The organism is Paenibacillus piscarius, assembly GCF_022234545.1.
In the GTDB taxonomy this organism is placed as follows: domain Bacteria; phylum Bacillota; class Bacilli; order Paenibacillales; family Paenibacillaceae; genus Paenibacillus_AQ; species Paenibacillus_AQ piscarius.
This window is the reverse complement of sequence record NZ_JAIEUI010000006.1, coordinates 266,577-292,819: the sequence shown is the minus strand read 5'-3', so window position 1 is coordinate 292,819 and position 26,243 is coordinate 266,577. Positions and strand designations below refer to the sequence as shown.

Below are 26,243 nucleotides of genomic sequence, written 5' to 3'. Positions count from 1 at the left end.
GATGGTAGAAATGAAAGCGGTTTTAAACAGTCAGCAAGATCAAATCGGATTAGCACGCAAACACACCTTTTGGCTCAGGATCAGGAGAGATGCGATACTCTACATCCTTTTGCTGCTGCCGCTCCTGTACATTGCCATTTTTAAATATGCTCCAATTTATGGCTTGGTGATGGCGTTTCAGGACTACAATATTTTTCAGGGGACGAGTGGAAGCGAATGGGTCGGACTCGATGTGTTCCGGTTTATTTTTGAACAGGACAGCTTCTACCGTGCCCTTAAAAATACGCTGGTCCTGAATGTTCTGGACTTAGTGGCAGGCTTCCCGGCCCCGATTATTCTCGCGATTCTGCTGAACGAGGTCCGGATGGCCAGATTCAAAAAAGTGACCCAGACCGTGCTCTATCTGCCGCACTTCATGTCCTGGGTCATCATCGGCGGGATCGTCTACCTGATGTTCTCGAACGGCGGGATGGTCAATCACTTCCTGGATAGTCTGGGGCTGGCGAAGATTGAATTTCTGTCACAACGGGTTCCATGGCTGGTCACTTACATTTCCGTAGGCGTCTGGCAGAACATCGGATGGGGAACGATCATTTATCTGGCGGCCATTACAGGCATCAACAAGGAGCTGTATGAAGCGTCTGATATGGACGGCTGCAGCAGAATCCGTAAAATGTGGCATATCACCCTCCCCGGCATCAAATCTACGATTAACATCCTGTTGATTCTCCAGATTGGCAGAATGGTCTCAATCGGGTTCGACCGCCCCTTTGTCATGGGGAATTCACTGGTCAGCGAATATTCCGATGTCATCAGTACCTTCGTGTACAGAGTGGGAATCAGCTCGGGAGACTTCTCCCAGGCTACGGCCGTCGGGCTGTTCCAGTCCGTGGTAGGTCTGATCCTGCTGGTCGGTGCCAACTTTGTGGCGAAGAAATTAGGTGAGGATGGGATATGGTGAAAGTTACAGATACGATACGAACCAGAAGGATTGGCCGGAAAACAAGTGTGGCAGACATCGCCATAATAGTGTTTATTGTAGCTTTGTCGTTCACGTGCATCGTTCCATTCCTATATATGATAGCGCTTTCCTTCAGCTCCAACGAAGCGATTATCGCGCAAAAGGTAGGATTGTGGCCGGTAGGCTTTACTACAGAGACGTATAAGACGATTCTGACTGATGTTGATATGCTGTATACGCTGGGCTACAGTATTGTCCTGACGATTTTTTATACCGTGGTATGTATGTTCCTGACAATCTGTGCAGCGTATCCATTAACCAAAAAGCGGCTGTGGGGCAGAAACTTCCTGCTGTCCGCTCTCGTCTTCACCATGTATTTCAGCGGCGGTCTGATTCCTTCCTATATTCTGATCAAGAATCTGGGGATGATGGATACGGTCTGGAGTCTGGTGCTGCCGGGCGCAATGAGCGTGTTCAACCTGATTATCCTGAAAACCTTCTTCAGCTCTCTTCCGGAGAGCCTGGAGGAATCGGCGGCCATCGACGGGTGCTCGGATCTGGGGATTCTTCTGCGGATTGTACTGCCGCTCTCACTGCCTTCGATTGCCACCTTAAGCCTCTTCTATGCCGTAGACCGGTGGAACGGATTCCAGGATGCCTTATTCTATATTACCAAAAAAGAACTCTATCCCATGCAGCTCAAGCTGTATCAGATCATCTCAGCCAACCAGCAGCTGGACAGCCAGCAGGGCGGTGAGGGCGGCGCAGGCGCTTTCATTGTGCCGGAGTCGCTTAAGGCTGCAAGCGTCATGTTCACTACCATTCCGATTCTGCTGATCTACCCCAAGCTGCAAAAGTACTTCGTAGACGGTGTAATGACGGGCGCGATCAAGGGCTAAAGCAGGTATACTCTGCGGAAGGGGGGAGGCCGGAGCGGCGGAAGTTGAAGCTGCCGGGGCAAGGAAGCTATAATCTGGATTACTATCATGATAAGGGATGAAAGGGTGGTATACCGTGAAGACAGGCATCAAGAAAGTATCGGCTGTACTGTGCAGCACCGTGCTGCTGGCCGGCGTTGCAGCAGGCTGCGGCGGCAATGATAAAGAGAGCAAAGAGCCAGCCGCGCCGGGATCGTCAAATGCAGCAAAGTCTCCTTCTGATCCTCCTGCCAAACTGACCGTAGAGGTATTCGACCGGGGGGTACAGGGCCAGCCGGACCTGAATAATAATACCTGGACTAAATACGTTAATGAGCATTTCGGCAAGCCGAATAACGCCATTGTGGAATATGTACCTGTCCCCCGGTCGCAAGAGGTCGATAAGCTGAACGTATTAATGGCTGCGGGCCAGGCTCCGGATATCTCCTTCACCTATGACGGGACGCTGGTTACCCGTTTTGCCAAAAGCGACGGTCTTTACACGCTTGACGAGCTGCTGGATACTCACGGCCAGCAACTGAAGGCTTATCTCGGGGAGAACGTGCTCGCATACGGCAAATATAAAGATAAACAGGTATCCATTCCGGGTAAACGTACCCTGCTCGCCTGGAACGGGATGTTCATCCGCAAGGATTGGCTCGACAAGCTGGGGATGCCGGTCCCAACCAATAGAGATGAGCTGTACAATACGCTGGTGGCCTTCCGCGACAAGAACCCGGGCAACGTGAACGGCGTCATTCCGTGGGCAACAGCAGCGGCAGGCATGAACTACACCTTCGGCAACCTGGTTCAATCCTTCTGGGGCGAGATGTCAGAGGAGGAATTCGTCACCACCCCCAACTGGCTGAAGCCGGGCAACAAAGATGCTTACAAATGGCTGAACAAGCTCTATAATGAGAAGCTGATCAGCCCTGACTTTGCCTTGGACAAAACAACCAAGCAGGCGGATGCTGATGTTACCAACGGCAAGGTAGGCTTCTATGCCGCCAACTGGGATTATCCGATGACCCAGAAGATCCGTGAACCGCTGAAGCAAAATGCGCCGGACGCCAACTATATTCCGATTGATACCTTCAAAAATGCCGAAGGCAAATATATCAAAGAGGTATATAATGAGAATGGCATATTCTCCTTCATTCCTAAAAGCAGCAAAAACGCTGAGCTGGCGATCAAATATCTGAACTGGATGGCGGACCCGGAAGTGATGTTCTTCCTGCAGTTCGGTGAAGAAGGCGTTAACCATACCATGAAAGATGGGATCCCGCAGGGGATTTCACAGACCGGCGAGAACATGATGACAAGTAATCTGAATATGGATTATACCGTGATTGTTAACGGCGCTGAGCTGGGCGACACGGAGAAGAACGTCAAAACCTATGCCGCAGCTCTGGCCTCCGGGGATAAGCAGTATGAGTCCCTCGCGATGGAATCCTACAAAATCAACACGACAGACGGTTATTCCTCCTTCTATTACGGGGTTCCTAACGAAGCTAATATCAAGTACGGCAAGACGCTTGGCGACATGAACAAGCAGATGATTGACCGTCTGATCGTGGCCAAGGCGTCCGAATTCGATGCCTTGTACGATAAGCTGGTCAAAGAATACATGGATGCCGGCGGCAAAGCGGTTCAGGAAGAGAACGTGAAGAACTACAGGGAAGTCACGGCGAATAAGAAGTAACACCTGAAATACGGATAAACCACTGGCTGTTCATTGGCCTGGTTTATCCGCATTTCCTTTGTGTAAACATCAGAAGAATCCACAGCCTCAGGAGGAGACCCATGTACAAGGTCATGATTGTAGATGATGAGTCGTGGGCGATTAAGGGAATCTGCAACGCCTTTGACTGGGAACGGTATGGCTTTGAAATCACAGGACAGTTCACGAGTGCGCATCAGGCCTGGGAGGCTATTCTGTCAGAGGAGCCAGACCTTGTATTTACCGATATCCGTATGCCGGACATCTCCGGCCTGGAGCTGATGAAGCTTGCCAAGGCACGGGGACTCAGCACGGAATTCGTCATTATCAGCGGTTATGCGGAATTCGAGTATGCCCAGGAAGCGCTGCGCTTCGGGGCGCTGGATTACTTCCTGAAGCCGCTGGATGTGGATATGGCTGATACGTTCCTGGCGAAGCTCGCCCTGCATTCCTCGCAGAGAAGCGCCGCCCGCAATCATCTTCTGCTGGATGCGCTTACCTCAGCAGATGAGGAGGAAATCAGGCGTTACCTGCCTTCAGGCTCGGATGCGGGCTGGTTCCGCGTGCTTGCGGTTAATTATGAAGAGGACAGGCCGAAGATCACCGAGCAGCTGAAGCTGGAAGGGCAGGCGGTTCAGACGCTGGAGATTGAGACTGGAGCCAATACACTGCTGGTTGTGCTGGTTTGCGGGCAGAAGGCCGGTCTGGAACTCGAAGAGTGGCCGGTTGACAGCCCGGACCTTCCTTATGTCTTGGGCATCAGCAGCATCACCAGCGGGCTGAAGCAGATCGGCAAGCTGATTAAGGAAGCAGAGCAAGCCGCCTCCCAGGTGTTCATTGCGGATATTTGCGGAACCGTCCATTATGAACCCAGACTCCATCTGGTTAAGCCCTGCATCGATGATCTGTACAGCATCGTTCACGAGAATCAATATGACAGCATTGATGCCTACACTGCCGGACTGCCGGAATATTTCCGGCTTCACCGGCTGGGGATGAGCGAGGTCGTCTACTTATGGAATCAGGCGGTCGGCCTTCTGATTAATGCCTATTCTGCAGAACTGAAGGATATGGAGCTGGAGTTCCTGAATTATGCCGAGCTGAAGGAGCGGTTCGAGGACCTGGAGTCGCTGTGCAGCTACCTGCATGATGTGCTGGGCGTCATCCGCGAAGGGAACAGCCGGGCCTTACAGGAGGGGGATATTCTCTCCTGCTTCAACCGGATGCTCGCTTATATCGACCGGAATTATGAGCAGAAGCTGTATCTGAAGGAGCTGTCGGTCCAATTCTTCATCAATCAGGTATACTGCTGCCAGCTGTTCCGGAAGAATCTGGGCAAGACCTTCTCTGAGTATGTGGCCGAGCTGAGGATCGGCAAGGCGCGGGAGCTCCTGACACGGACAGATCTGTCCATCGAGGAGATTGCCGTCAAGTCCGGATACGTGGATTACTACTATTTCAATAAAGTGTTCAAGAAGCACTCAGGGATGACCCCGGCCAAATTCAGAAAAAGCGAAGCTGAGCGGAGCGCCCGGCCATGAAGAGCAGCAGGGTGAAACTGAAGCATCAGCTATGGCTGTTCATCGTGTGCTCGATCATGATATTCATGGTCATGGAATTCTATTTCTTCTACAGCTTCTCGAATCTGACGCAGAAGCGGGCGGTCACCTACAGCAACCAGATGATTGAGCAGACCCGCCGCAAGATCGACTCGGTGTTCAATGATATCCGGATCAGCACCAGTATTGCGGTTAACAGCAAGCTGATCCAGGAGTTCTCTGTCGTGAGCGATGATTACAAAAGAGCGTTCGACAGCGGGCCCTATGCCCTGGATCTCATGGATTACATGAGGTCCTTTAATTCCTATGTAAGCGGAATTGTCATCAATGATATCGCAGGAAGACGGATTTATAGTCTGGAGTCGTCGAGCGGCGATATTTTTTTCATCAACCAGTATGAGAGCTTTATCCGTGAATATAAGCAGGACCCTTCGCTGCGGGAGAAGGGGCGGTTCACCACCATTCTGAAAGACGGGAGAACGGGAACGGAACAGTTCTTCTATATAGAACCGATTATTGAGAATATTGGCGGCGTCCATTTCTCGCAAATTACAGGGTACTGTACGGTCATGGTCAATATAGACAAAATGCAGGGGCTGGTGGAGAATACCGAGCTGACGCGGAACTCCACCCTGTACATTGTGAATAACCGGGATGAGGTCATTGCCTCCACCAACTCCGATGCCCGGGGAACGTTGCTTCAGGATGTATTGTCCAGGAATAAGGATAATCTGCTTGAGGGTGTGAAGGCCACTATTGACGGAGAGGATATCCTCGTCCAGGTCAAGGGGCTGGAGCAGGCCGACGGCTGGCGGGTGGTCAGCATGATTCCGGTGCAGGAGCTGACGGCTGACATGACCCCGATGCGCAAGGTCAGCATTATGGTGGGCCTTGGTATTATTGTGAGTATGATTATTACAGGCAGCTTCTTCATGCATAATCTGACGCGTCCGCTGATGGGACTGGTCATGGATATGAAGAGGGTGGCGCGGCGGGACATGGGCTTCCGCATCAAGGTACGGTTCACCAATGAAGTAGGCCTGCTGGCACGCGACATCAACCGGATGATGGATGAGATGGAGGAGATGGCCAAAGAGATGATCGATACCCAGGCCCGGTTATATGAATCCGAGCTGGGCCAGAAGCAGGCGGAATTCGCCGCCCTGCAGAGCCAGATCAATCCTCACTTCCTCTATAACACCCTGAATTGTATCAGCAGCATCGGACTGGAGTACGGCAGCCGGGAGATAGCCCAGATTACGTACTGCATGTCAAAGATCTTCCGCTACAGCATCAAAAAGGATAATCTGGTGCAGATCCGCGAGGAAGTGGACTGCATTCAGGCCTACATGAAGATCATCCAGATCCGTTATGAGAACAAGTTTAACCTGGCGCTGGATGTGGAGGAGCAGCTGTTAGATTTGGAGACCCCCAAAATGATCCTCCAGCCGATTGTGGAGAACTCGGTCTATCATGGACTGGAGCGGATGGATCAGGGCGGATGGCTCCTGGTGACCGGAAGCCTGGATGAACATGGCGATGTATGCTTCTGCATTACAGATACGGGGAGAGGCATGGAGCCGGAGGAGCTGGCTGCGCTTCAGGCCAAGCTCGGAACAGACAACGCAGAGCGATGTGATGCGGCCAATCCGACAGCGCAGGGCATCGGGCTGCTGAATATTCATAACCGGCTCCGGCATCTGTTCGGAGAAGGCTACGGCCTCACCGTTGACAGCCGCTTGGACTACGGGACGACGGTGAATGTGAAGATTCCGAAGCTGCCGGGGGGCGGAAACGGGAATAGCAAGTGAGTGTGGAATGGGGCATCTCCGTTTATCGGGAGATGCCTTGTTTGCTGTGGAGGGAGGGGGAAGCGGATGGGGAAACAGTTGATGGAAGGGGGAGCAGTTGGATTTAGTCCGCCTGCTGATGGAGATACGGCCCGCCTGGGCGCAGCAGTTGGATAAACGACACTTATTCAAGCGCTATTTACTTAAAGTACCCGAATCCTTGAGCAACAGTTGCTCTTTTTCCACTTGTTTCCCCGCAATGATCAGAAGTCGAGAAATTAAGCTACGTTTATCCAATTATTTGTTTTCCAAGTAACCAATTGTTTGTTTACCAGGTATCCAATTATTTATTTCCGGGCCTGGGCCTGCGCTCGCGATCATACTGGCAGTATTTACAACTAAAACGGTTACAAAAACATTTTAAGATCGTCCATTTTTTTAATCCGGCGCGGAAGGTATTATGAGGACGCTAGACCGAGTCATCATTCCTACGAGAAGGAGATGAAAAAATGAAAGCGGTTAATTTTGCCCGGAAAGAACAGAAGTGGTCCAGAACAAGCGTTAAAGCACTGTTGCTAAGCCTCGCGATCCTGCTCATGCTGCCTCAGTGGGGAGGGAGCGCTGCGGCAGAGGAATCGGGGCCGGCTACGACGGATCCGGTAGTGGCTGCACAAGGAGGAACAAATGTGACGGATTTCTACAATGTCATCATGCAGACCGGGGCCGATCCCTGGGTATACAAGCACACGGACGGTTATTATTACAATACCTTTGTCAATCCCAGCGGAGTGATGGTCCGCAGGTCGAAGACGATCACCGGGATTGAAGCCGGCGAGCGGAGTCTGGCCTGGTCGCCCGTCCCGGGAACCATGTACAGCTCCAATGTATGGGCGCCGGAGATGCATTATCTCAAGGATACGGATGGCCAGTACAAATGGTATATCTACTTCGCAGCCGATAACGGAACCAATGCCAACCACCGCATGTATGTGCTGGAGAATGCCAGTGCCGACCCGATGAGCGGAAGCTGGACCTTCAAAGGCAAGATTACCGATGCCACGGACCGCTGGGCCATTGACGGCACTGTGCTGACGATCGGTAACCAGCACTACTTCATCTGGTCCGGCTGGGAAGAGACGGACGGAAGCTTTCAGAATCTGTACATCGCCAGAATGAGCAATCCGTGGACGATCAGCTCGCAGCGCGTGCTCCTGTCCACACCGGAGTATGACTGGGAGACTTCCCCCGGCAAGATTAATGAAGGCCCGCAGATTACGATCAAAGGGAACAAGATCAATCTGGTCTACTCCGCCAACGGAAGCTGGACAGACAGTTATAGTCTCGGCTTGATTACGGCCAGCACCAGCGCCGATCTGATGAATCCCGCTTCCTGGACCAAGCGTAATCAGCCGCTGTTCTCCAGCGCGAATGGCGTCTACGGCCCGGGCCATCACAGCATCGTGACCTCACCGGACGGCACCGAGGACTGGATCATCTACCATTCCGCCCGCTGGCCGGGCTCAGGCTGGACGCGTAATGTCCGCGCGCAGAAGTTCTCCTGGAACGCAGACAACACGCCGAATCTGGGAGAGCCCGTTAATCCGAACAGTCCGATCACAATCCCGTCAGGCGAGCCGGCCCGGATTCGTTATGAAGCCGAACAAGCTCTGCTCGTGCAGGATCCGGCTGGCACTTCATCTCCGGCGGTCCGGCATGAACCTTCTGCCTCGGGCGGGATGAAGATTACCAATCTTGCGAACACCTACGACCACGCCCAGTTCAATGTCAACGTACCGGAGGCGGGCTTCTATACGCTGTCCGTGCGCAACAGCAACGGCTCAGCGAATGCGGGGGAAGCCACGCATATCTTATCGGTCAACGGCGGTCCCGGAGCATCGATGAATATCGTCTATTCCGGCGCGAACCGCTGGGGAGCCTCCACGTCGAAAATCTATCTTCAGCAGGGAGACAACGTTCTCCGCTTCTTCAAGGGGAACAATCTGGCCGACATCGACAGCCTGGATCTATCCCGGCTGAATACCTCTGAGCTGCTGTTCGGGGCTCCCGGATATACGCTCGGGCTGAATGAAGCCCGCAGCCTGCCGCTCTATAGCGTAACAGGGACAACCTATTCTGCGGTCACAGCAGGCGTCGTTCTGAGCTCGTCCAACACGAATGTGGCGGTTATTCAATCCGGGAATGTGGTGAAGGCCACTGGAGCAGGAAGTGCAACCATTACCGCCACCTATAACGGCAAAACCGCTACCGCTGCCGTTAACGTCAAGGCTGACTCTAAAACGGTACAATCCCTGGCACTCACCGGGCCGGAGCCTGTGCTGATCAGCGGCCAGACCAGCTCACCGCTGCGGGCAACAGCACTTTACAACAATTATGAGGTTCAGGATGTAACCGGGAGTGCGCAGTACACCAGCAGCAATCCAGGAGTGGCTGCCATTGACCCGGCAACTCATACGGTAAACGCTCTTCAACCGGGTACCGCTCTAATTACGGCTTCGTCCGGGGGCAAGCAAGCCACCTACAGTATAACGGTCATTGCCGCCTCAGATGCCGTTCAGGTCACTACAACACTGAAGACGCCTTCAGGCGTAGTTCCCGCACTTCCGGACGTTGTGGATGCCGTCTATCAGAACCAGCCGCAGCAGGCCCAGGTCGTCAGCGGGGAACGGGATGGACTGGACTTCAGCACTATCGGCACGGTTCAGATTCCTGTGATCCTCAAGATAGGCAGCCAGGAGTTCGCTTCCACAATTTCTGTTGAGGTTGTGCCGGGTTATGGCCTGGATGAGATCGTAAATCAGCTTCGCAGCAAGCTGGCTAATAACTCCTATCCGCTTGGAAGCGGTGCAGGCAATTATAGCGCAGCCAAGTATGCTGATTTCGTTGCCGCCGTGGATCAGGCGGAGGTGCTGGCCGGCAATGCGGAGCTGACGCAGGCGCAATTCAATGCAGCGCTGACTGCACTCGAAGAGGCGGAGACCGCTCTGCTGAATTCACTGAATACCACGCAGAACGGTATAACCTATAAGGCCTACCGGGATTTCTCCGGCGATACAGCAGGCAAATATCCCTATGGCATTACTACCCAGGATCTGACGAATGGCGCTACGGCTGTGGTCCGTGAGGAAGGCGGCAACAAATTCCTGCGGCTGACTACAACTAATGTATCTGGGAAAGCCAACCTGTTCCTGCCTTATCTTGGGGAGGTTAGTGCTGCGGGGAATCAGCGTATTGTCATCGAGTACCGTGTCCGGTTAAACAGTAACTTCCAGTATGCCAACGGTGCCATGGTAAGAAATGATAGCGGTACAAGCAACTATTCGATGGTTACAGCGTTTGATTCGGGTAAGATTCTGGTTCAAAACGGCGGCTCCAACAAGGTCAAGGTGAGAGATTTCTCGCTTAACACCTGGTATGCCATCAAAATGGTCGCCAACTGGGATGCCAAGACGTACAGCGTCTATATCAACAATGAAACTGCTCCGGCTGCTACAGATTTCGCCTTCCGCCATACCGGAGGTAACTCCCTGACCGGTCAGCTGTTCGGTGTTGACGGCTATGCGAATGCGTCCATCGACTTCGACGATTTCAAGGTTAGGGTGACCGAATAGCAGCGGAGGGATAGCCAACATGTCAAGTCAAACTTACGAAAAGTTCACACCGCTACACAATGCCAAGCTCGTTCTGGGGTATCTGACCTCCATGGTGGATGAGCAGGAAGACAATCTGCCCTATTGGCTTGTACTGCCGCATAAGAAGCCTGCCGAGGCGGCTCACTGCCGGGTGGACGATGCGGAGCTGGTCGGCTCCTGGTATGAGGCGATAGACGCAGTGCGCAAAATGCTGAAGACAGAGGAAGGCGCTGCGGTGCAGCAATCCTTGTACCGGCATCTGATGAAATCCTGGGGGGAGCACGGCCTGCGCTTTCATGAGCCGTATCCGTGGACGCATACGAATCATAGCTCTTTTCACGAGATGGGTTATATTCTTCCCGCGCTGAACCGGATGCTGGAGAATGATCCCGCGGATGAAGAGGCAGAGCGCAGAGCAGCAGGATTGGTAAGGGGAATGCGCTCGCTGGTGATTGAGCGGAAGGTGCGGACATTCTGGTCGGGGGATTATGAGGAGCAGGAGCCGCTGTACGAATTCCCCAATGATGTGTATCTGAAGGACGGCGGCTTCGATCTGTCGAGGCATACCGGGCGGGGGGAGCAGGCGATCCGCAATGCGATTGTCCTGCATTCCCTGGTGCGCAGATATGAAATCGCCGGAGATGAGGCAGCGCTTGATCTGGCAACGGGTATCGCCAACCACCTGCTTGGACCTTCCCGTTATTTCAATTACAGGATGGAATTCTTCGGCCATGTCCATTCGGCAGGCTGGGTAGCTTCCGGGCTGGTGCGGCTGGGCCGGGTAACAGGCAAGGAGCGGTATATTACCGCAGGCAAAGGGATCTATGATTATATCCGCAGCCTGTCCTCCTCCTTCGGCTGGGTGCCGGAATATGCCCAGTGGCATCCGCCGCATGAGGAGCATTGCGAGACCTGCTGTATCAAGGACATGATCGAATGTGCGAATGAGCTGATTCTGGCCGGGTACGAAGAGTATTGGGAGGATCTGACGCGGTTCGCGCGGAACCAGCTGGTGGAGAATCAGATCAGGGTGGCCTCCTATGTTGTGACAGACAACACCCGCCCGGACGGGGAGGGGATCACCTACAGGGACATTGACCGCAGGATGATCGGCGGCTTCACCGGAGGCTCGCTCGTCAATTCGATCTCGTTGTCCAAGTTCCGCTCCATTGCGGGCTGCTGCGTCGGCATGGCTCCGGTAGCGCTGGAGATCGTCTGGAACCGGGCGGTGGAGTTCGATGACGGAACGGTATTCGTCAATATGCCGGTGGATAAGGAGACGGACGAGGCTGTGGTTACTATGAATTATCCCGATCAGGGCTATCTGTCCATTACAGCCAAACAGCCGTGCGATGTTGCGGTACGGGTCTATGACTGGATGGGGGCGCACATCAGTATGAGGCTTAATGGAGCCCCCTGCACAGCCGCCCGGGAAGGCAATCTGCTGGTGATCCGCAGTGTAGGAGCAGGGGATACGGTTGAGCTTACACATCCGCTGGAGACAGTGGTGGTGAAGGAGACGGTGCGCGGCGGGGAATATCAGGTATCCTGGAGAGGCAGTGATGTCGTGGATATCAGTCCCCGGGGAGAGCACTTGCGGCTGTATCAGCGGGATTTGCGCATCCCGAAAGTGTATCCCGCGCCGGAAGATGTCCAATTCACAGGAGCGGCTAATTACGGACCCACCCAGCAAGCGCAGGGGCGTAAGTGATTTCAGTACCGAAGCAATAAGCCGTAATTGAAAAACCGCACCCCGCAGGCGTTGCTTGCGGGGTGCGGTCTGTTGTATGCGGGTGGTGTTGTGTTGGCACATTAAACCAGAATGTGGACTTCGCCGCTGGAGAGATACTCCTCCCCGCCATTCGGATAGCGGACCTTCAGACGGCAGTCATTGTCGATATCGACAGCGGTGGCTTCCTGCTGCTGGTGCTCCTTAATGACCATAACCGTCTGGCCCAGGGACATCATCCGCTGCCGGTAGTCGGGCAGGAACAGACGATCCTTGAGCTGCTCATAATAACCTAAGAAGCGGTTCAGCACCTCGGCAGCCAGCCGGTTGCGCAGATCAGCCGGAGGCTTGCCTTCCTCGTACACAGAAGTTGCTACCTGAGACAATCCGCCGGGAAAACCGCCGGAGGGCAGCGCCACATTGATCCCGATTCCGAGCACCGCATAATCCAGCCACTCATTCTCCAGGGACAGGGAAGCTTCGGTGAGAATGCCGCATACCTTTTTGCCGTTCATGAAGACATCATTGACCCATTTGATCTGTGTGCTAAGGCCCGACACACTCTCAATAGCGAGAGCGACCGCAACGGCCGCTGAAGTGGTCAGCAGTGTAGCATCCGCCGCCGACAGCTTGGGCCGCAGGAGAATGCTCATATAGATGCCCGTTCCCGCAGGGGAAAAGAAGGGCCGGCCTTTCCGGCCCCGCCCGGCCGTCTGCTCCTCCGCCAGAATGACGGTGCCTTCCGCTTCGCCGCCGGAGGCCCGCGCCTTCACCAGCTCATTGGTTGAAGCTACGGTCTTGAACACTTCAAGGCGCAGCTTCTGCCCCTTGGCATCCAGGTATTTGGACACCGCTGCGGCGGACAAAATATCCGTCTGAGCAGACAGCGAATATCCCTTATTAGTGACGGCCTGTATGGAGTAGCCCTCGGTCTGCAGCGATTTGATGGCCTTCCAGACTGCGCTGCGTGTTACGGATAATTGTCCGGCGATGTCCTCGCCCGACAGATATTCACCCTTGCGGCTGTCCAGCAGGGCGAGAATATGTTCTTTGACTGTCATGCCTGTTACCCTCCAGAAGTATCACTTTCCGATCCTATCTCTCTTAAGTATATTAACATGCTTAGGAGGCATTAGAGAAATCAAGGTTGTGTAAACTGTGCACCCGGATTAATTGTAAACCAAAATAAATAATAGGTTTACAATAGCCCGGGCCTCGCTTATAATTCAGCTTGTCGGTCAGCCCCCGTCACCAGAAGGCTGCCCGTGCACATATTTTATTTCATGGAGGTTAATTCACTTGAGAACCAAAGAGCTAGTTTACGCGGCCCTTTTTGCCGCACTGATTGCTGTGCTTGCCCTGATTCCGCCTGTATCCCTCGGCTTTATCCCCGTTCCGGTCACCGCACAGACGCTAGGTGTCATGCTTGCCGGCTGTTTCCTCGGCTGGCGGATAGGGGCACTTAGTCTGGTCATTTTCCTGATCCTGATTGCAATTGGCCTGCCGGTACTGCCCGGCGGACGCGGAGGGCTGGCGGTTCTCGCCGGACCGACTGCGGGCTATCTGTTAAGCTGGCCGCTCGCAGCCGGATTGATTGGCTGGTATGCGGAAGCCCTCTGGCTGAAGGTACGGACCTGGAAGCTGTTCACCGTCAATCTGATCTTCGGCGTCCTGCTGGTGAATCTGATCGGCGCAACCAGCATGGCATGGATTATGCATACTCCGGTCTGGACCGGGCTTGCCGGTTCCGCGGCTTTTCTGCCCGGAGATCTCATCAAGGCACTGCTTGCCGCTGTAATCACGATGCAGCTTAGGCCGCTCAGTCCGCTTGAAGACAAGAGAAGGGGATAAGCAGCGATGAATCTGGCAGAGCTTATTGTGGAGCGTGCACAGCAGGTTCCACATCGCATCGCAATATCGGACGGGCAGGAAGAGCTTACATACGCAGAGCTTGCGGAGCGTGTCCGCCAGGTGGCGGGCAGCTTGCGCCATGGCGGGCATACGAAGCAGCCCATCGCTATTTTAAGCGGCAACCGGATAGAATTCGCCGAGTTTCTGCTTGGCGCTGTCTACGCCGGATGTGCACCCGTGCTGCTGGACCCGAACTGGCCCCAGACGGTGCTGGAGCAGGTGATCCGGCAATGCGAACCCGGGCTGATCGTGAGTGAAGAACAACATGCTGCGATGCTCACGGGCAGCAGCTTCTGCGGATTGGTCCGGTTAGTCTTTGACAACGGCCACACTACCGGGAGCTACAGGAATTGGTTGTCCGGCTTCGGGACGGAGGCTGAAGCAGAGAAGAACCCTGAACTGCTGTTCATCGGATACACATCAGGAACGACCGGGGCACCCAAGGGCTATATGCGTACCCATCAATCGTGGCTAACAAGCTTCGCCGCAACGGAGCAGGCCTTCGGCCTGCATCAGATGCAGCATGTGCTTGCACCCGGGCCATTTGTCCACTCCCTGTCGCTGTTCGCTCTGTTGCAATCGCTATACAGTCTGGCCACCTTCCATCTTCTCGCGGCATTCGACGCTGCGCGGGTACTTGAGCTCTGCTCCTGCCATCCGGAGATGATTCTGTTCGTGGTGCCTGCCATGGCCGGTGCCCTGCTGAATCATGCCGATAGGACAGCAGCTGCGGCAACCATGCAGGCCATAATCAGCTCTGGCGGCAAATGGCCTGCGGCTTCTGTGCAGGAATGCCGCGACAGGTTCAGGGGAGCGAAGCTCTATGAGTATTACGGCTCATCTGAAGCCAGCTACATCAGTTATCAGGAGCTGACCGGGGCGGAGCCGCCGGACTCGCTGGGCCGGCCGTTCAGCGGGGTAGAGCTGTCCAGCCGGGACGGACAGTTCCGCGAGGTGCCGCCGGGAACCGTTGGCGAGCTGTATGTGCGCAGCGGTATGATGTTCGCCGGATATTACGGCCTGCCGGACGAGACGGAGCAAGTTTTCCGGGACGGATGGCTGCGGACAGGAGATTATGTCGTTCTGGACCATGAGGGGCAGCTGCGTCTGGCCGGACGCGCAGGCAGCATGATCAAGAGCGGGGGGCTGAAGGTGTTCCCTGAGGAAGTGGAGGCCGTGCTGCTCCGCCACCCGGCGATCGGGGAGGTGATGGTCTGCGGACTCCCGGATGAGCGCTGGGGAGAACAGGTCACAGCGCTCATTGCGTGGAGCGGCGCGCAGCGGCTTGCACTGGAGGACATCCGCAGCTATTGCCAGCCTTATCTGGCAAGCTATAAGCTGCCGAAGAGGCTGATCAGTGTGGAGGAATTCAGCTACACCGGCTCCGGCAAAATCGCCCGCCAGCTCATGAAGAACCGGGCGCTGGAGGGGATGACATGAAGGAGGCAGTTGTAGTCCTGGCCAAGCGGACACCGGTCGGCAGAATCGGCGGGCAGCTCCGTACGCTGGAACCGGAGCAGCTGCTGGCTCCGCTGATTCAGAGCCTGGTCCATGAGGCCCGTCTGCCTCCCGAATGGATTGACGATGTCATCATTGGCAATGTAGTCGGACCCGGCGGGAATATTGCCCGCAAGTCGGTGCTTGAAGCCGGACTCCCCGAGACAGTTCCCGGCGTTACCGTCGACAGGCAGTGCGGCTCAGGGCTTGAAGCCATTATTATGGCTGCGCGCCTGATCCAGAGCGGGGCAGGTGAAATCTTCCTCGCAGGCGGGGTCGAGAGCACCAGCCGGGCCCCCTGGCGGATGCTCAGGCCGGAGACGGCCAGCGGTACGCCTAAGCTGTATACCCGCGCAGCGTTCATACCTGCGGCGTTTGGCGACCCTGATATGGGACTGGCTGCTGAGTACACGGCAGAGAAATACGGTATTTCCCGGGAGATGCAGGACCGCTATGCGCTGAAGAGCCATATGAAGGCCGTGGAAGCCCAGCGCACAGGCCGATTCGCAGCAGAGCTTATGCCCATAGCGGTGGACGGCTTCATTGTTACGGATGATGAATGCCCGAGAACGGACACAAGCCTATTGAAGCTGAGCAGGCTGAAGCCTGCTTTTGTGGAAGGGGGAACGGTCACGGCCGGCAATGCTTGTCCCCTTAACGATGGCGCAGCACTTGTGCTTATGATGTCCCGTGATATATGCGACCGGCTGAACCTGACCCCGGTTCTCCGCTTCATTGACTCGCAAGCCTCTGGAGTTGATCCGCATTATCCGGGCATGGGGCCGGTCCCGGCGGTTCGGAGGCTGCTGCAGCGTCAGCGGCTTCACGTCAGTGAGTTGGATATTGTCGAATTCAATGAAGCCTTTGCCTCACAGGTATTGGCTTCACTGCAAGAGCTTGAGCTTCCGCCGGATAAGGTCAACCTTGGCGGAGGCACACTTGCGCTGGGCCATCCTTATGGAGCCTCCGGCGCTATTCTGATGACGCGTTTATACGCGGAGATGCTGTACCACCCTTACCGCAGAGGGCTGGCCACCCTTGGCATCGGCGGCGGAATGGGGCTGGCTGTACTTGTAGAGGGGATACAGCGCAATTGAGCTGGATTGTGATCATGAAGGAAAGAACAGGAAGGGGCAACGCCGATGCTGGTTTTTGACCGGGTTGATTATGATTACCGGCAGGGGGAGCCCGTGCTCCGTCAGCTTAGCTTCGGGATTCAACCCGGCGAATTCGTTGCCGTCATTGGGGCGAACGGCAGCGGTAAATCCACAGCCGCCAAGCTAATGAACGGGCTGCTGCAGCCCAGGGCGGGAGAGGTAAGACTAGGGTCGCTTAATACCCTGAACCGTGATGATCTTGTGAGGATCCGTGAGCGTATTGGACTTGTCTTCCAGAACCCGGACGATCAGTTCATTACGGCGTCGGTGCTGGATGAAGTGGTGTTCGGGCTGGAGAATCTGCGGGTGCCAAGAGCAGAGATGAGCCGCCGTGCAGACGCTGCGCTGCGGTCCGTGCTGATGGAGTCCTACGCGGACTCTGCGCCGCACCAGCTATCCGGCGGACAGAAGCAGCGGGTCGCTGTGGCCGCAGTTATCGCTATGCAGCCTGAGTTTCTGATCCTGGATGAAGCGACCTCCATGCTCGACCCGCAAGGCAGACAGGAGCTGCTTCAGCTTCTGCACGGCCTGCACGGGCAAGGCCTGACGATCATCCACATCACTCATCATATGGATGAAGTGCTGGCCGCTGACCGCGTTCTGCTGCTAAGCCGCGGGGAAATGGCCTACGACGGGCCGCCTGCGAGCTTATTCAGTAGTGACACTATCGCCGGGCAGCCGCTGGAGCTTCCTTTTGCCGCCAGATTGTATCAAGCTCTTGGACTTGAAGTGCCTGTAAGCGCGGACTGGAAGGAGACGATCGAACAACTATGGGCTATGCGTTAACGGATATAAGTGTAAGGCTGGACGGCCGGGATATTCTGCATTCCGCTAGCTGCCATCTGCAGGAGGGGAAGTGGATCTCGCTGATCGGCCGGACCGGCGCCGGGAAGTCAACGTTGGCCAAGGTGGTCAAAGGGCTGGTTCCGTTCTATAGCGGCGAGTACAGGCAGAATGGACAGCCTATGCCAAGAGACCGCAAGGGACGGCTGAAGGCGGTTCCGCAGATCGGCTATGTTTTTCAGTATCCGGAGCAGCAGCTGTTTGCGGCGACGGTGGAGCAGGAGCTGGGTTTCGCGCTCACTATGCTGGGGGCATCCAGAACAAGCGTGGACCAAGCTATTCAGGCGGTTATGGAGAAGGTGGGGATACCCGCAGAGCTTCTTCCGCAGAATCCGTTCCAGCTCAGCGGGGGACTGAAGCGGCGTGTGGCAATTGCTTCGGTGCTGATTGCGGACCCCGAGCTGCTGATTCTGGATGAGCCGGCGGCAGGGCTTGATCCTGCAAGCAGAAGAAAGCTGCTCTCCCGGCTCCGAAGCTGGCAGAAGGAGAACGGGCGGACGGTGCTGTTCATCTCCCATCAGCTGGAGGACGTAGCCGAATATTCGGATGAGGTCATTCTATTGAATGAAGGGAACATCTTGGGCCATTATGAGGTTAACGAGTTATTCCTGAAGCATCCGGAGCAGGCAGGTCTGCCGCTGCCGGAGCCGGTACAGCTCTTAAGACTTGTCGAGAGGTTATCCGGGCAGAGTCTGGAGCCGGCAAGCTGCCGGGAAGCTGATATTATGGAACGGGTCAGGGCAGTCTGGCACGGCAAAGGCAAGCTGGCATGAACACTGCGGCCACTTGGGGGCAGTACGTCCATTCAGCTTCCGTCATTCACCGGCTTGATCCGCGGACGAAGCTGTTATGCGTCGTTGTATTTACCCTGTGCTGTATGCAGCTTAGAGCACCCGCCGGATATGTGGCAGCTACCGTGCTTGCGGCCGGCTCCATGCGGTTATCCCGCCTCCCGCTGCGCTTGTATCTTAGAGGCTTACGCCCGGTGCTCTTGTTCCTGCTGCTGCCGTTACTCTATCATCTTCTGTTCAACCGGAGCCAGGACGGCATCCTAACGGAAGTCTTCAACCTCTGGCGGATTCTGCTGCCGGTCTCCATTGCCCTGGTCCTGACACGAACGACGAAGCCGTTGGATCTGGCCAAAGGCCTGGAAGTACTATGCAAGCCGCTTATCCGTCTGGGGATTCCCGTGGAAGCCTTCGCCCTGATGGTTATGCTGGCGGTCCGCTTCATTCCGACGATCAGCCAGGAGCTGGACCGCATTCTTATGGCGCAGAAGGCCAGAGGGCTAGAGATCCGCTCTCTCCGAGGCCGCCAGCGGGTTCAAGCCTGCCTGCGGTTAGTCATCCCGCTGCTGGCGACCACGATCGGCCGGGCGGAGCAGCTCGCGATGACTATTGAAGCCAGAGCTTACGGGAACGGGCGGGGCCGGACCTCGTTCAGAGTGCTGCACTTTTCACGTATAGATGCTGCGGCCGGGGGTATCATGCTTGTGTATACGCTGCTGATTCTGTCAGGCTGGCGGCCGTGGTAAGATGGACGGGAAGAGAACACGAATAGAGAGAAGGGATACGACTTGAACCGTACTGCTATTCTGAAACGGCTGCAGACACAGCTTCATGAAGGCAACCACATCATCGGCGTCTCGACAGGGACGGGGATCACGGCCAAGGTGGCCGCAGAGAGTGGAGCGGACTTCATCCTGATGCTGAATTCCGGCAAGTTCCGGCAGATGGGAAGAAGCTCTTTGGCGGGCTTCCTGCCGTTCTGTAACAGCAATGAAATGGTGATGAATTTTGGCTCCAGAGAGATTATTCCGCTGGTGAGACAGACGCCAGTGCTGTTCGGGCTGAATGCGAATGACCCTACCAGGGATATGGCTGAATATATTGAAGAGATCAAGGCCAGAGGCTTCGCGGGGATCAATAATTATCCGACCGTAGGCCTCATCGACGGCAGGTTCAGAGAGGCGCTGGAGGAAGACGGCATCTGCTATGAGCAGGAGGTAGAGGCGATACGCGTGGCCCATCAGCAGGAGCTGTTCACGGTGGCGTTCGTATTCGATGAGCAGCAGGCGGTTCAGATGGCCGAAGCGGGGGCGGATGTGATCTGTGTGCATCTCGGACTGACCGTTGGCGGGCTACTGGGGGCGCGGAAGGTGGTCTCTCTGGAGGCCGCTAAGTCGAAGGCGCTGCGTATTCTCGCAGCCGGCGGGCAAGTGAAGCCGGAGGTGATCCAGATGATCTACGGCGGGCCGGTCAAGACGCCAGTCGATGTCCAGTATATGTACAGCAACAATACAGCGATTATGGGCTACATCGGCGGGTCGGCTTTTGAACGGATTCCCTCCGAGCAGTCGATTACGGCGATCACCCGCGACTTCAAGCGCCTGGGCCAGCTGAATGAGGACGATCTGATGGTCCAGATGCTCAGCGGCATCACCAAGCATTATGATTACGTTGAATTCGTGAAGGAGTATGTGGCGCAGAATTACAGCGAGGAGATTATTTTCGCGGATCTGGCCCAGGTGGCCCATATCTCCCGGAGCTACTTAAGCAGCTTGTTCAAAAAAGAGGTAGGCTGCAGCTTCCAGAGCTACCTGGTGAACTACCGGATCGACAAAGCCGCCACCCTGCTCCAGTCGCCGCATCTTCAGCTGTCTGAGGTGGCTGCCATGGCAGGATATCCTGACTATGCCCTGTTCAGCCGGATGTTCAAGAAACTGAAGGGCTGCTCTCCCAGACAATACCGATCTAACCTAAACACAAGAACATAGAACATAAAAGCGTTTTCATTCATGAACAAGCCCGGTATGATGAATCTATAATGAATAGAGGAGGGCGCAGCATGAAGACGAAGACGCTCGCAATCGCCGGAACCTTTGATACCAAAGGCGAGGAGTACCTGTATATCAAGAAGCTTGCCGAGGAGCTCGGACTGAAGACGCTGATGATTCATACCGGTGTATTTGAGCCGGCTTTTGTCCCGGAGGTGCCGAACAGCGACGTTGCGCGTGCCGCAGGCATGAGCATCGAGGAGCTTACAGCGAAGAAGGACCGGGCCCTGGCGACAGAGGTGCTGTCCAGAGGACTGGAGCAGCTCGTCCCGCAGCTATATAAGGAAGGCAGATTCGATGGCATGATCTCCTTCGGCGGTACCGGCGGAACTTCACTGGTGGCCCCCGCGATGCGGGCACTGCCGATCGGCGTACCGAAGGTGCTGGTATCGACCGTGGCGTCCGGCAACACCGCTCCATATGTGGGCACAAGTGATATTGTCATGATTCCATCAGTAGTGGATGTGGCAGGCCTCAATTCTATCTCCACCAAAATCTTCAGCAACGCTATATTCGCCATCGCAGGGATGCTAAGGTTCGAGACCGCGCAGCAGCCGGATAAAAAGCCGCTGGTAGCCGCGACCATGTTCGGCGTAACCACGCCATGTGTAACCGAAGCGCGCAAAGTTCTGGAGGACGCGGGCTACGAGGTGCTTGTGTTCCATGCCACCGGCATCGGCGGACAATCCATGGAGGCGCTGATCGAGGCCGGGTTCATTGAAGGGGTGCTCGACCTGACGACCACCGAGTGGGCGGATGAACTCATCGGCGGCGTTCTGAATGCCGGACCGCACCGCCTGGAGGCGGCAAGCCGTAAGCGCATTCCGCAGGTAGTGTCGGTAGGCGCGCTGGATATGTGTAACTTCGGCCCGGCGGATAGTGTGCCGGAGAAGTTCAAGGACCGCAAGTTCTACCATCACAATCCGACCGTTACGCTGATGCGAACTACCGTGGCTGAAAATGAACAGATCGGTAAGAAGCTGGCAGAGAAGCTCAATCTGGCTAAGGAGAAAACCGTCCTGATGCTGCCGCTCCAGGGCATCTCGGCGATTGATGTGGAGGGACAGCCGTTCTATGGTCCTGAGGAGGACCGGATGCTGTTCGATACCCTGCGCGGGCAGGTGGACCGCTCCGTCGTTGAAGTCATTGAGCTGAACCAAGCGATCAACGATCCGGCTTTTGCCCAGGCGGCGGCTCATAAACTAATTGATCTGATGCAGGATGCCCATACCTGAACCATACCACAAGGAGGAACTATACATGAATAAGCTGAGCAGAACAGAGATTATGGCGAAATTCAAGGAAGAAGTGAAGGCAGGCAAAATTCTCCTCGGTGTTGGGGCAGGCACAGGCATTACCGCCAAGAGCAGTGAAGCCGGCGGAGCCGATATGCTGATTGTCTATAATTCAGGACGATACAGAATGGCGGGGCGCGGTTCACTGGCCGGCCTGCTGTCCTACGGGGATGCGAACCAGATTGTTGTCGAGATGGGATCTGAGGTGCTGCCTGTCGTTAAAGACACGCCGGTGCTGGCCGGAGTATGCGGGACCGACCCGTTCCGGGTGATGGAGGTCTATCTGAAGCAATTGAAGGAGCAGGGCTTCAGCGGAGTACAGAACTTCCCGACCGTGGGACTGATTGACGGCGTATTCCGGCAGAATCTGGAGGAGACCGGCATGGGATACGGCCTGGAAGTGGAGATGATACGAACCGCCCATGAGCTGGATCTGCTGACCACCCCGTATGTGTTCGACCCGGAACAGGCGCGAGCGATGGCTGAAGCTGGTGCGGACATTCTGGTTGCGCACATGGGCCTCACTACCAAGGGCACGATCGGTGCTGTAACCGCGCTTACCCTGGATGACTGCGTGGAACGCATCGAGGCGATTATCGCAGCCGGCCGTGCCGTGAACCCTGATATCATGATCATCTGCCACGGCGGTCCGATTGCCGAGCCCGAGGATGCCGCATATGTCATTGAGCGGACGATGGGCATCGACGGCTTCTTCGGCGCATCGAGCATCGAGCGGTTTGCCGCTGAGAAGGGCATTACCCAGCAGACCGAGGCGTTCAAGGCGATTCATAAGTAAGAGCGTTATAGCCAACTGGCTGTACACTCTCAAAAAGCTGTCTCTAATGCCATCAAGTGGCTGGTTGGGGCAGCTTTTTCTTTGGGAGCAGGAGCACAACTCCCGCTCACATCCGGTTCGTTACCCCCGAACCTGCCGAATGTAATCGGTTTTCCACATACATCACGCTCACATTTCATCAGATTCATCCTTCTAAACCAGTGGGAGATTAATTGCAAATTTTTCTGTCCGCAGGTCTTTCTTGATCACGGTCCGGTCCGTATAATAAGGGAGTGAAAGGAGAACCATGCCTGGAATGAACTAAGGTTTAACCATTTATTTTACGGATTTATTAGGGGGTCAACAAGATTGATTAGGCATGAACAAAACGCAAAACCGCCCAGCTTGTTCGGTAACCGCTTTCTGCAGACGATTCTTTTGTCGAGTGTGCTTCTGCAGATCGGGATCTGGGTGCGGAATTTTGCCATTCTCCTGTATGTTGCGGAACGGACCAACAACGATCCCTATGCGATCTCCCTGATTAGCGTAGCGGAGTTTGCACCGATTTTTGTATTCTCGTTCATTGGCGGCACCTTTGCCGACCGGTGGCGGCCGAAGCGGACGATGATCTGGTGTGATTCACTATCCGCCGTATCGGTCTTCGCCGTGCTGCTGAGCATTCATTTCGGGTCCTGGGAGTCCGTCTATCTGGTCGCCTTCATCTCGGCCATTCTGTCCCAGTTCTCCCAGCCGTCGAGCATGAGATTGTTCAAGGTTCATGTGCCAGAAGAGCAATTGCAGCAGGGTATGGCGCTCTTCCAGTCGCTGATGGCGATCTTCATGGTGCTCGGGCCGATGCTGGGGACGTTTGTGTACAGCACATTCGGGCTGGAGATTTCCATTGCTGTGATGGGCGTGGTATTTATTCTCTCAGCATTGGTTCTTATCCGTCTCCCAGAGGACCATTCCGTTACCCAGACGGTGGCCGTGAAAGGGCAATTCCGCAAGGACTTCACCGAAGGCTTCCGCTATGTCTGGCAGAGCCGGGTGCTGCGGATGCTTGGGCTGGCGTTTGTGCTGGCAGGGCTTGCTGTTGGCGTATCCCAGGCGCTGAATCTGTTCATCGTCACAGAGCGGCTGGGCAAGAATGAGGAGTTTCTGCAATACATGCTGATGGTTAATGGGGCCGCGATGCTGATCGGAGGAGGGATTGTCGCTGCTTTTGCCAAAAAAGTCCCTCCGCAGCTGCTGCTGGCCATCGGGATGGTCTCGGGCGCGATCTGTACCACGATTGTCGGGTTATCCACCAGCATTCCGCTCACATTGACCATCCAGTTCCTGAACGGGCTGGTGTTCCCGTGCATCCATATCGGAATCAGCACCATGATTCTAAAATGGTCCCATTCCGCCATCGTCGGCCGGGTCAACGGCGTGCTGAATCCGATGTTCGTCGGCATGATGGTCGTGTCTATGTCCTTCGCCGGCGCGCTGAAGAGCTCCTTCTCACTAAGCGCGATCTACGGCGGAGCCGGCTTGCTGTTCCTGCTGGGCGCAATGGTCATGCTGCCGATCATGAATCAGAAGGCACCGGAGCAGGCTGCCGTTCAATAGGCACTGAGTACACAACTCTGATCCATATCTCCAACCTCCGCTTTGCCGGGATCTCTCTTCCGGTGCAGGCGGAGGTTTTTTGTTGTGGAGAAAAACGTACACCCATGGATTAGAGCCTGAATGCGAAAAGCCGATCGCAATGCGCTCGGTGTAGACGTGAGGACCCAATATATGTGGAAAACCGATTACATAACGTCAAGGCAGGGGGATGTGGTCCCAATGTAATGGAAAAACCGATTACATCGGACAAGTGCACGGGTACGCGAGCCAAATGTAAGCGAAAATCCGATTACATTGCGTCGGCGAGAGTGCACTTAGTCCGTCCTAACATATCCTACCAAGAAACAAACGGCCGGGAAAAGGTAGACAGTGCTGAAGAATGGCATAAGATGCCTGTATCATTTTCTGCATTTCTCATCTTTCAAAAGAACTTACTCCAGTTTATTCGGCCTAAAAAGAAAAATTATTTCTTTTTTTAATTTAATTTAGGAAAAATACTTTATTTAAATGTGAATTCTGCTATACTCATTGCAAAGAGGGAGCAACAAGTCAGGATTGCTGACGCGGGAAGGGCGCTCACCTTACACTTATACTGAGGGGGAATGTTGTGTGAGAACGAACAGGAAGGGCTTCACGGTATCAGTACTGCTGACGATGTCTATGCTGCTTGCCGCTTGCGGAGGGAATGGCAACACCAAGGGTACAACGGATACTGGAAACGCCGGGCAGACAGGCACGGGTGCCGAGGCAACAGCTGCTGCGAAGGACGTGACTCTGGAGTTCTGGACGATTGCACTTCAGCCTACATTCAATGATTACTTCAATGATCTGATCGCCAAGTATGAGGGCAGCCACCCGGGAGTGAAGGTGGAGTGGAAGGATTATCCGTATGATGCCATCTCGCAGCGGTTGTTGACCAGCACAGCCAGCGGCAAGAGTCCCGATGTCGTGAATCTGAACACTGAGTTCGCCAGCCAGTTAGGCAGCAAGGGGGCGCTGCTGGATCTGAACGAATACCTGACGGATGAGCAGGCGAAGAGTTATTTTGAGGGAATCTATAATTCTACCGTGCTTGGCGGTAAGGCTTACGCGCTTCCTTGGTACACGGGTACAGAAGTGCTGTTCATGAACAAGAAGCTGGTGGAAAAAGCCGGCCTCGACCCGGCGAACCCGCCGCAGACCCGTGAGGAGCTGGTGGAGTGGGCGCGTCAGGTTCATGAGAAGACCGGAGCCGCCGGGTATGCCCAGCAGCTGGTCTCCAAGCTGTTCCCGATCGACGGCATCCAGATCCTGAACGAGGATAAGACTGCCGCCGCCTTCAATACGCCGGAAGCCGAAGCGATGATTGCCCAGATGCGCGACCTGATGAAGGAAGGCGTGGTACTGAAGGAGGACGCGGATTTCAGCAAGCAGATCCAGTATTTCTCCGGGGAGCAGGTCGCCTTCCAGTTATCCGGCCCGACCTTCATTAACTTCATCAAGACCTCGGCACCGGATGTATACAAGAACACGATTGCGGTTCCGCTGCCGACAGGCAAAGCAAATCTGCGCCTCTCCAATTCCATGAACCTGGTGGTGCCGCAGAAGTCGAAGAACCCGAAGGAAGCGGTGGAGTTCGCCGCCTTCATTACGAACGCCGAGAACCAGACAGCCTTCTCCAAGGTCGCTAATACGCTGCCGTCAAGCAAAGCCTCCATCCAGGACTCGTTCTTCACCGAATCTGACGGTTCCCTGGAAGCCGAAGCGAAGGTAGCTTCCTCGCAGAGTCTGGATAAGGCTACCGATTATATGGTCGGTGTGCCAAGTGCTGCGGATATCAACTCTGCGCTGACACGGGGACTGCAGGAGATTCTGATGAACGGCGCAGATATCAAAGAGACGCTCAACAAGGTAGAGAAGGAAGTTAACAACATTATCAGTCAGGGCTCCTAAGCTGCTGAAGCATAGGCGGGTGGGGGAGATTCCCCCCATCTTGCAGGTTTATTTTGAAGG

The 26,243-nt window shown here is 55.1% G+C and carries 19 protein-coding genes; 18 read left to right on the top strand and 1 reads right to left on the bottom strand.

Going from position 1 to position 26,243, the window contains the following annotated elements; translation table 11 throughout:
* Nucleotides 1-10: 10 nt before the first annotated feature.
* The 7 genes from K1558_RS13165 (at nt 11) to K1558_RS13135 (ending at nt 12,308) form a co-directional block, all read left to right on the top strand.
* Complete coding sequence (locus tag K1558_RS13165; protein WP_238652037.1) at nt 11-961, top strand: ABC transporter permease; 951 nt, start codon at nt 11-13, stop codon at nt 959-961.
* Entirely contained in the window at nt 955-1,860 is a 906-nt protein-coding gene (locus K1558_RS13160) for a carbohydrate ABC transporter permease (RefSeq protein WP_238652036.1), read from the top strand. The genes K1558_RS13165 and K1558_RS13160 overlap by 7 nt, the downstream gene beginning before the upstream one ends.
* A gap of 115 nt (nt 1,861-1,975) precedes the next feature.
* Nucleotides 1,976-3,580 carry an extracellular solute-binding protein gene (locus K1558_RS13155; protein ID WP_238652035.1) on the top strand — a complete coding sequence of 535 codons (1,605 nt, stop codon included), beginning with the start codon at nt 1,976-1,978 and terminating at the stop codon, nt 3,578-3,580.
* A 101-nt stretch (nt 3,581-3,681) separates the two neighbouring features.
* A complete protein-coding gene (locus K1558_RS13150; protein ID WP_238652034.1) occupies nt 3,682-5,139 on the top strand; it encodes a response regulator transcription factor in 1,458 nt (485 codons plus the stop codon).
* Complete coding sequence (locus K1558_RS13145; RefSeq protein ID WP_238652033.1) at nt 5,136-6,968, top strand: sensor histidine kinase; 1,833 nt, start codon at nt 5,136-5,138, stop codon at nt 6,966-6,968. The genes K1558_RS13150 and K1558_RS13145 overlap by 4 nt, the downstream gene beginning before the upstream one ends.
* 488 nt (nt 6,969-7,456) lie before the next feature.
* Nucleotides 7,457-10,576, top strand: a complete 3,120-nt coding sequence (locus K1558_RS13140) for a family 43 glycosylhydrolase (protein WP_238652032.1) — start codon at nt 7,457-7,459, stop codon at nt 10,574-10,576.
* Nucleotides 10,577-10,595: 19 nt separating this feature from the next.
* Nucleotides 10,596-12,308 (top strand): glycoside hydrolase family protein, encoded by a 1,713-nt coding sequence (locus K1558_RS13135; protein WP_238652031.1) that lies wholly within the window; start codon nt 10,596-10,598, stop codon nt 12,306-12,308.
* Between the two features lie 101 nt (nt 12,309-12,409).
* Here K1558_RS13135 and K1558_RS13130 read toward each other — a convergent pair whose 3' ends face one another.
* Entirely contained in the window at nt 12,410-13,387 is a 978-nt protein-coding gene (locus tag K1558_RS13130; RefSeq protein ID WP_238652030.1) for a biotin--[acetyl-CoA-carboxylase] ligase, read from the bottom strand.
* A 238-nt stretch (nt 13,388-13,625) separates the two neighbouring features.
* On the opposite strand from K1558_RS13130, the gene K1558_RS13125 reads away from it, so the two are divergent.
* The 11 genes from K1558_RS13125 (at nt 13,626) to K1558_RS13075 (ending at nt 26,183) form a co-directional block, all read left to right on the top strand.
* Nucleotides 13,626-14,177, top strand: a complete 552-nt coding sequence (locus K1558_RS13125) for a biotin transporter BioY (protein WP_238652029.1) — start codon at nt 13,626-13,628, stop codon at nt 14,175-14,177.
* 6 nt (nt 14,178-14,183) lie between these two features.
* Nucleotides 14,184-15,677: a class I adenylate-forming enzyme family protein gene (locus tag K1558_RS13120; RefSeq protein ID WP_238652028.1), complete on the top strand. Its 1,494-nt coding sequence runs from the start codon at nt 14,184-14,186 to the stop codon at nt 15,675-15,677.
* Nucleotides 15,674-16,831: a thiolase family protein gene (locus K1558_RS13115; protein ID WP_238652027.1), complete on the top strand. Its 1,158-nt coding sequence runs from the start codon at nt 15,674-15,676 to the stop codon at nt 16,829-16,831. Before K1558_RS13120 ends, K1558_RS13115 begins: the two co-directional genes overlap by 4 nt.
* 45 nt (nt 16,832-16,876) lie before the next feature.
* On the top strand, nt 16,877-17,677 hold the full coding sequence (locus K1558_RS13110; RefSeq protein WP_238652026.1) for an ATP-binding cassette domain-containing protein: 801 nt from the start codon (nt 16,877-16,879) through the stop codon (nt 17,675-17,677).
* Nucleotides 17,662-18,507, top strand: a complete 846-nt coding sequence (locus tag K1558_RS13105) for an ATP-binding cassette domain-containing protein (protein ID WP_238652025.1) — start codon at nt 17,662-17,664, stop codon at nt 18,505-18,507. Before K1558_RS13110 ends, K1558_RS13105 begins: the two co-directional genes overlap by 16 nt.
* Complete coding sequence (locus tag K1558_RS13100; RefSeq protein WP_238652024.1) at nt 18,504-19,268, top strand: energy-coupling factor transporter transmembrane component T family protein; 765 nt, start codon at nt 18,504-18,506, stop codon at nt 19,266-19,268. The genes K1558_RS13105 and K1558_RS13100 overlap by 4 nt, the downstream gene beginning before the upstream one ends.
* A gap of 42 nt (nt 19,269-19,310) precedes the next feature.
* A complete protein-coding gene (locus K1558_RS13095) occupies nt 19,311-20,510 on the top strand; it encodes a phosphoenolpyruvate hydrolase family protein (protein WP_238652023.1) in 1,200 nt (399 codons plus the stop codon).
* 71 nt (nt 20,511-20,581) lie between these two features.
* A complete protein-coding gene (locus K1558_RS13090; RefSeq protein WP_238652022.1) occupies nt 20,582-21,805 on the top strand; it encodes a Tm-1-like ATP-binding domain-containing protein in 1,224 nt (407 codons plus the stop codon).
* 25 nt (nt 21,806-21,830) lie between these two features.
* The gene (locus K1558_RS13085) at nt 21,831-22,661 is read left to right on the top strand and encodes a phosphoenolpyruvate hydrolase family protein (RefSeq protein ID WP_238652021.1); all 831 of its coding nucleotides are present in this window, start codon (nt 21,831-21,833) and stop codon (nt 22,659-22,661) included.
* A gap of 348 nt (nt 22,662-23,009) precedes the next feature.
* Entirely contained in the window at nt 23,010-24,251 is a 1,242-nt protein-coding gene (locus K1558_RS13080) for an MFS transporter (protein WP_238652020.1), read from the top strand.
* Nucleotides 24,252-24,860: 609 nt separating this feature from the next.
* Nucleotides 24,861-26,183, top strand: coding sequence for an ABC transporter substrate-binding protein (locus K1558_RS13075; protein ID WP_238652019.1), 1,323 nt, complete (start codon nt 24,861-24,863; stop codon nt 26,181-26,183).
* The last annotated feature ends 60 nt before the right edge of the window (nt 26,184-26,243 follow it).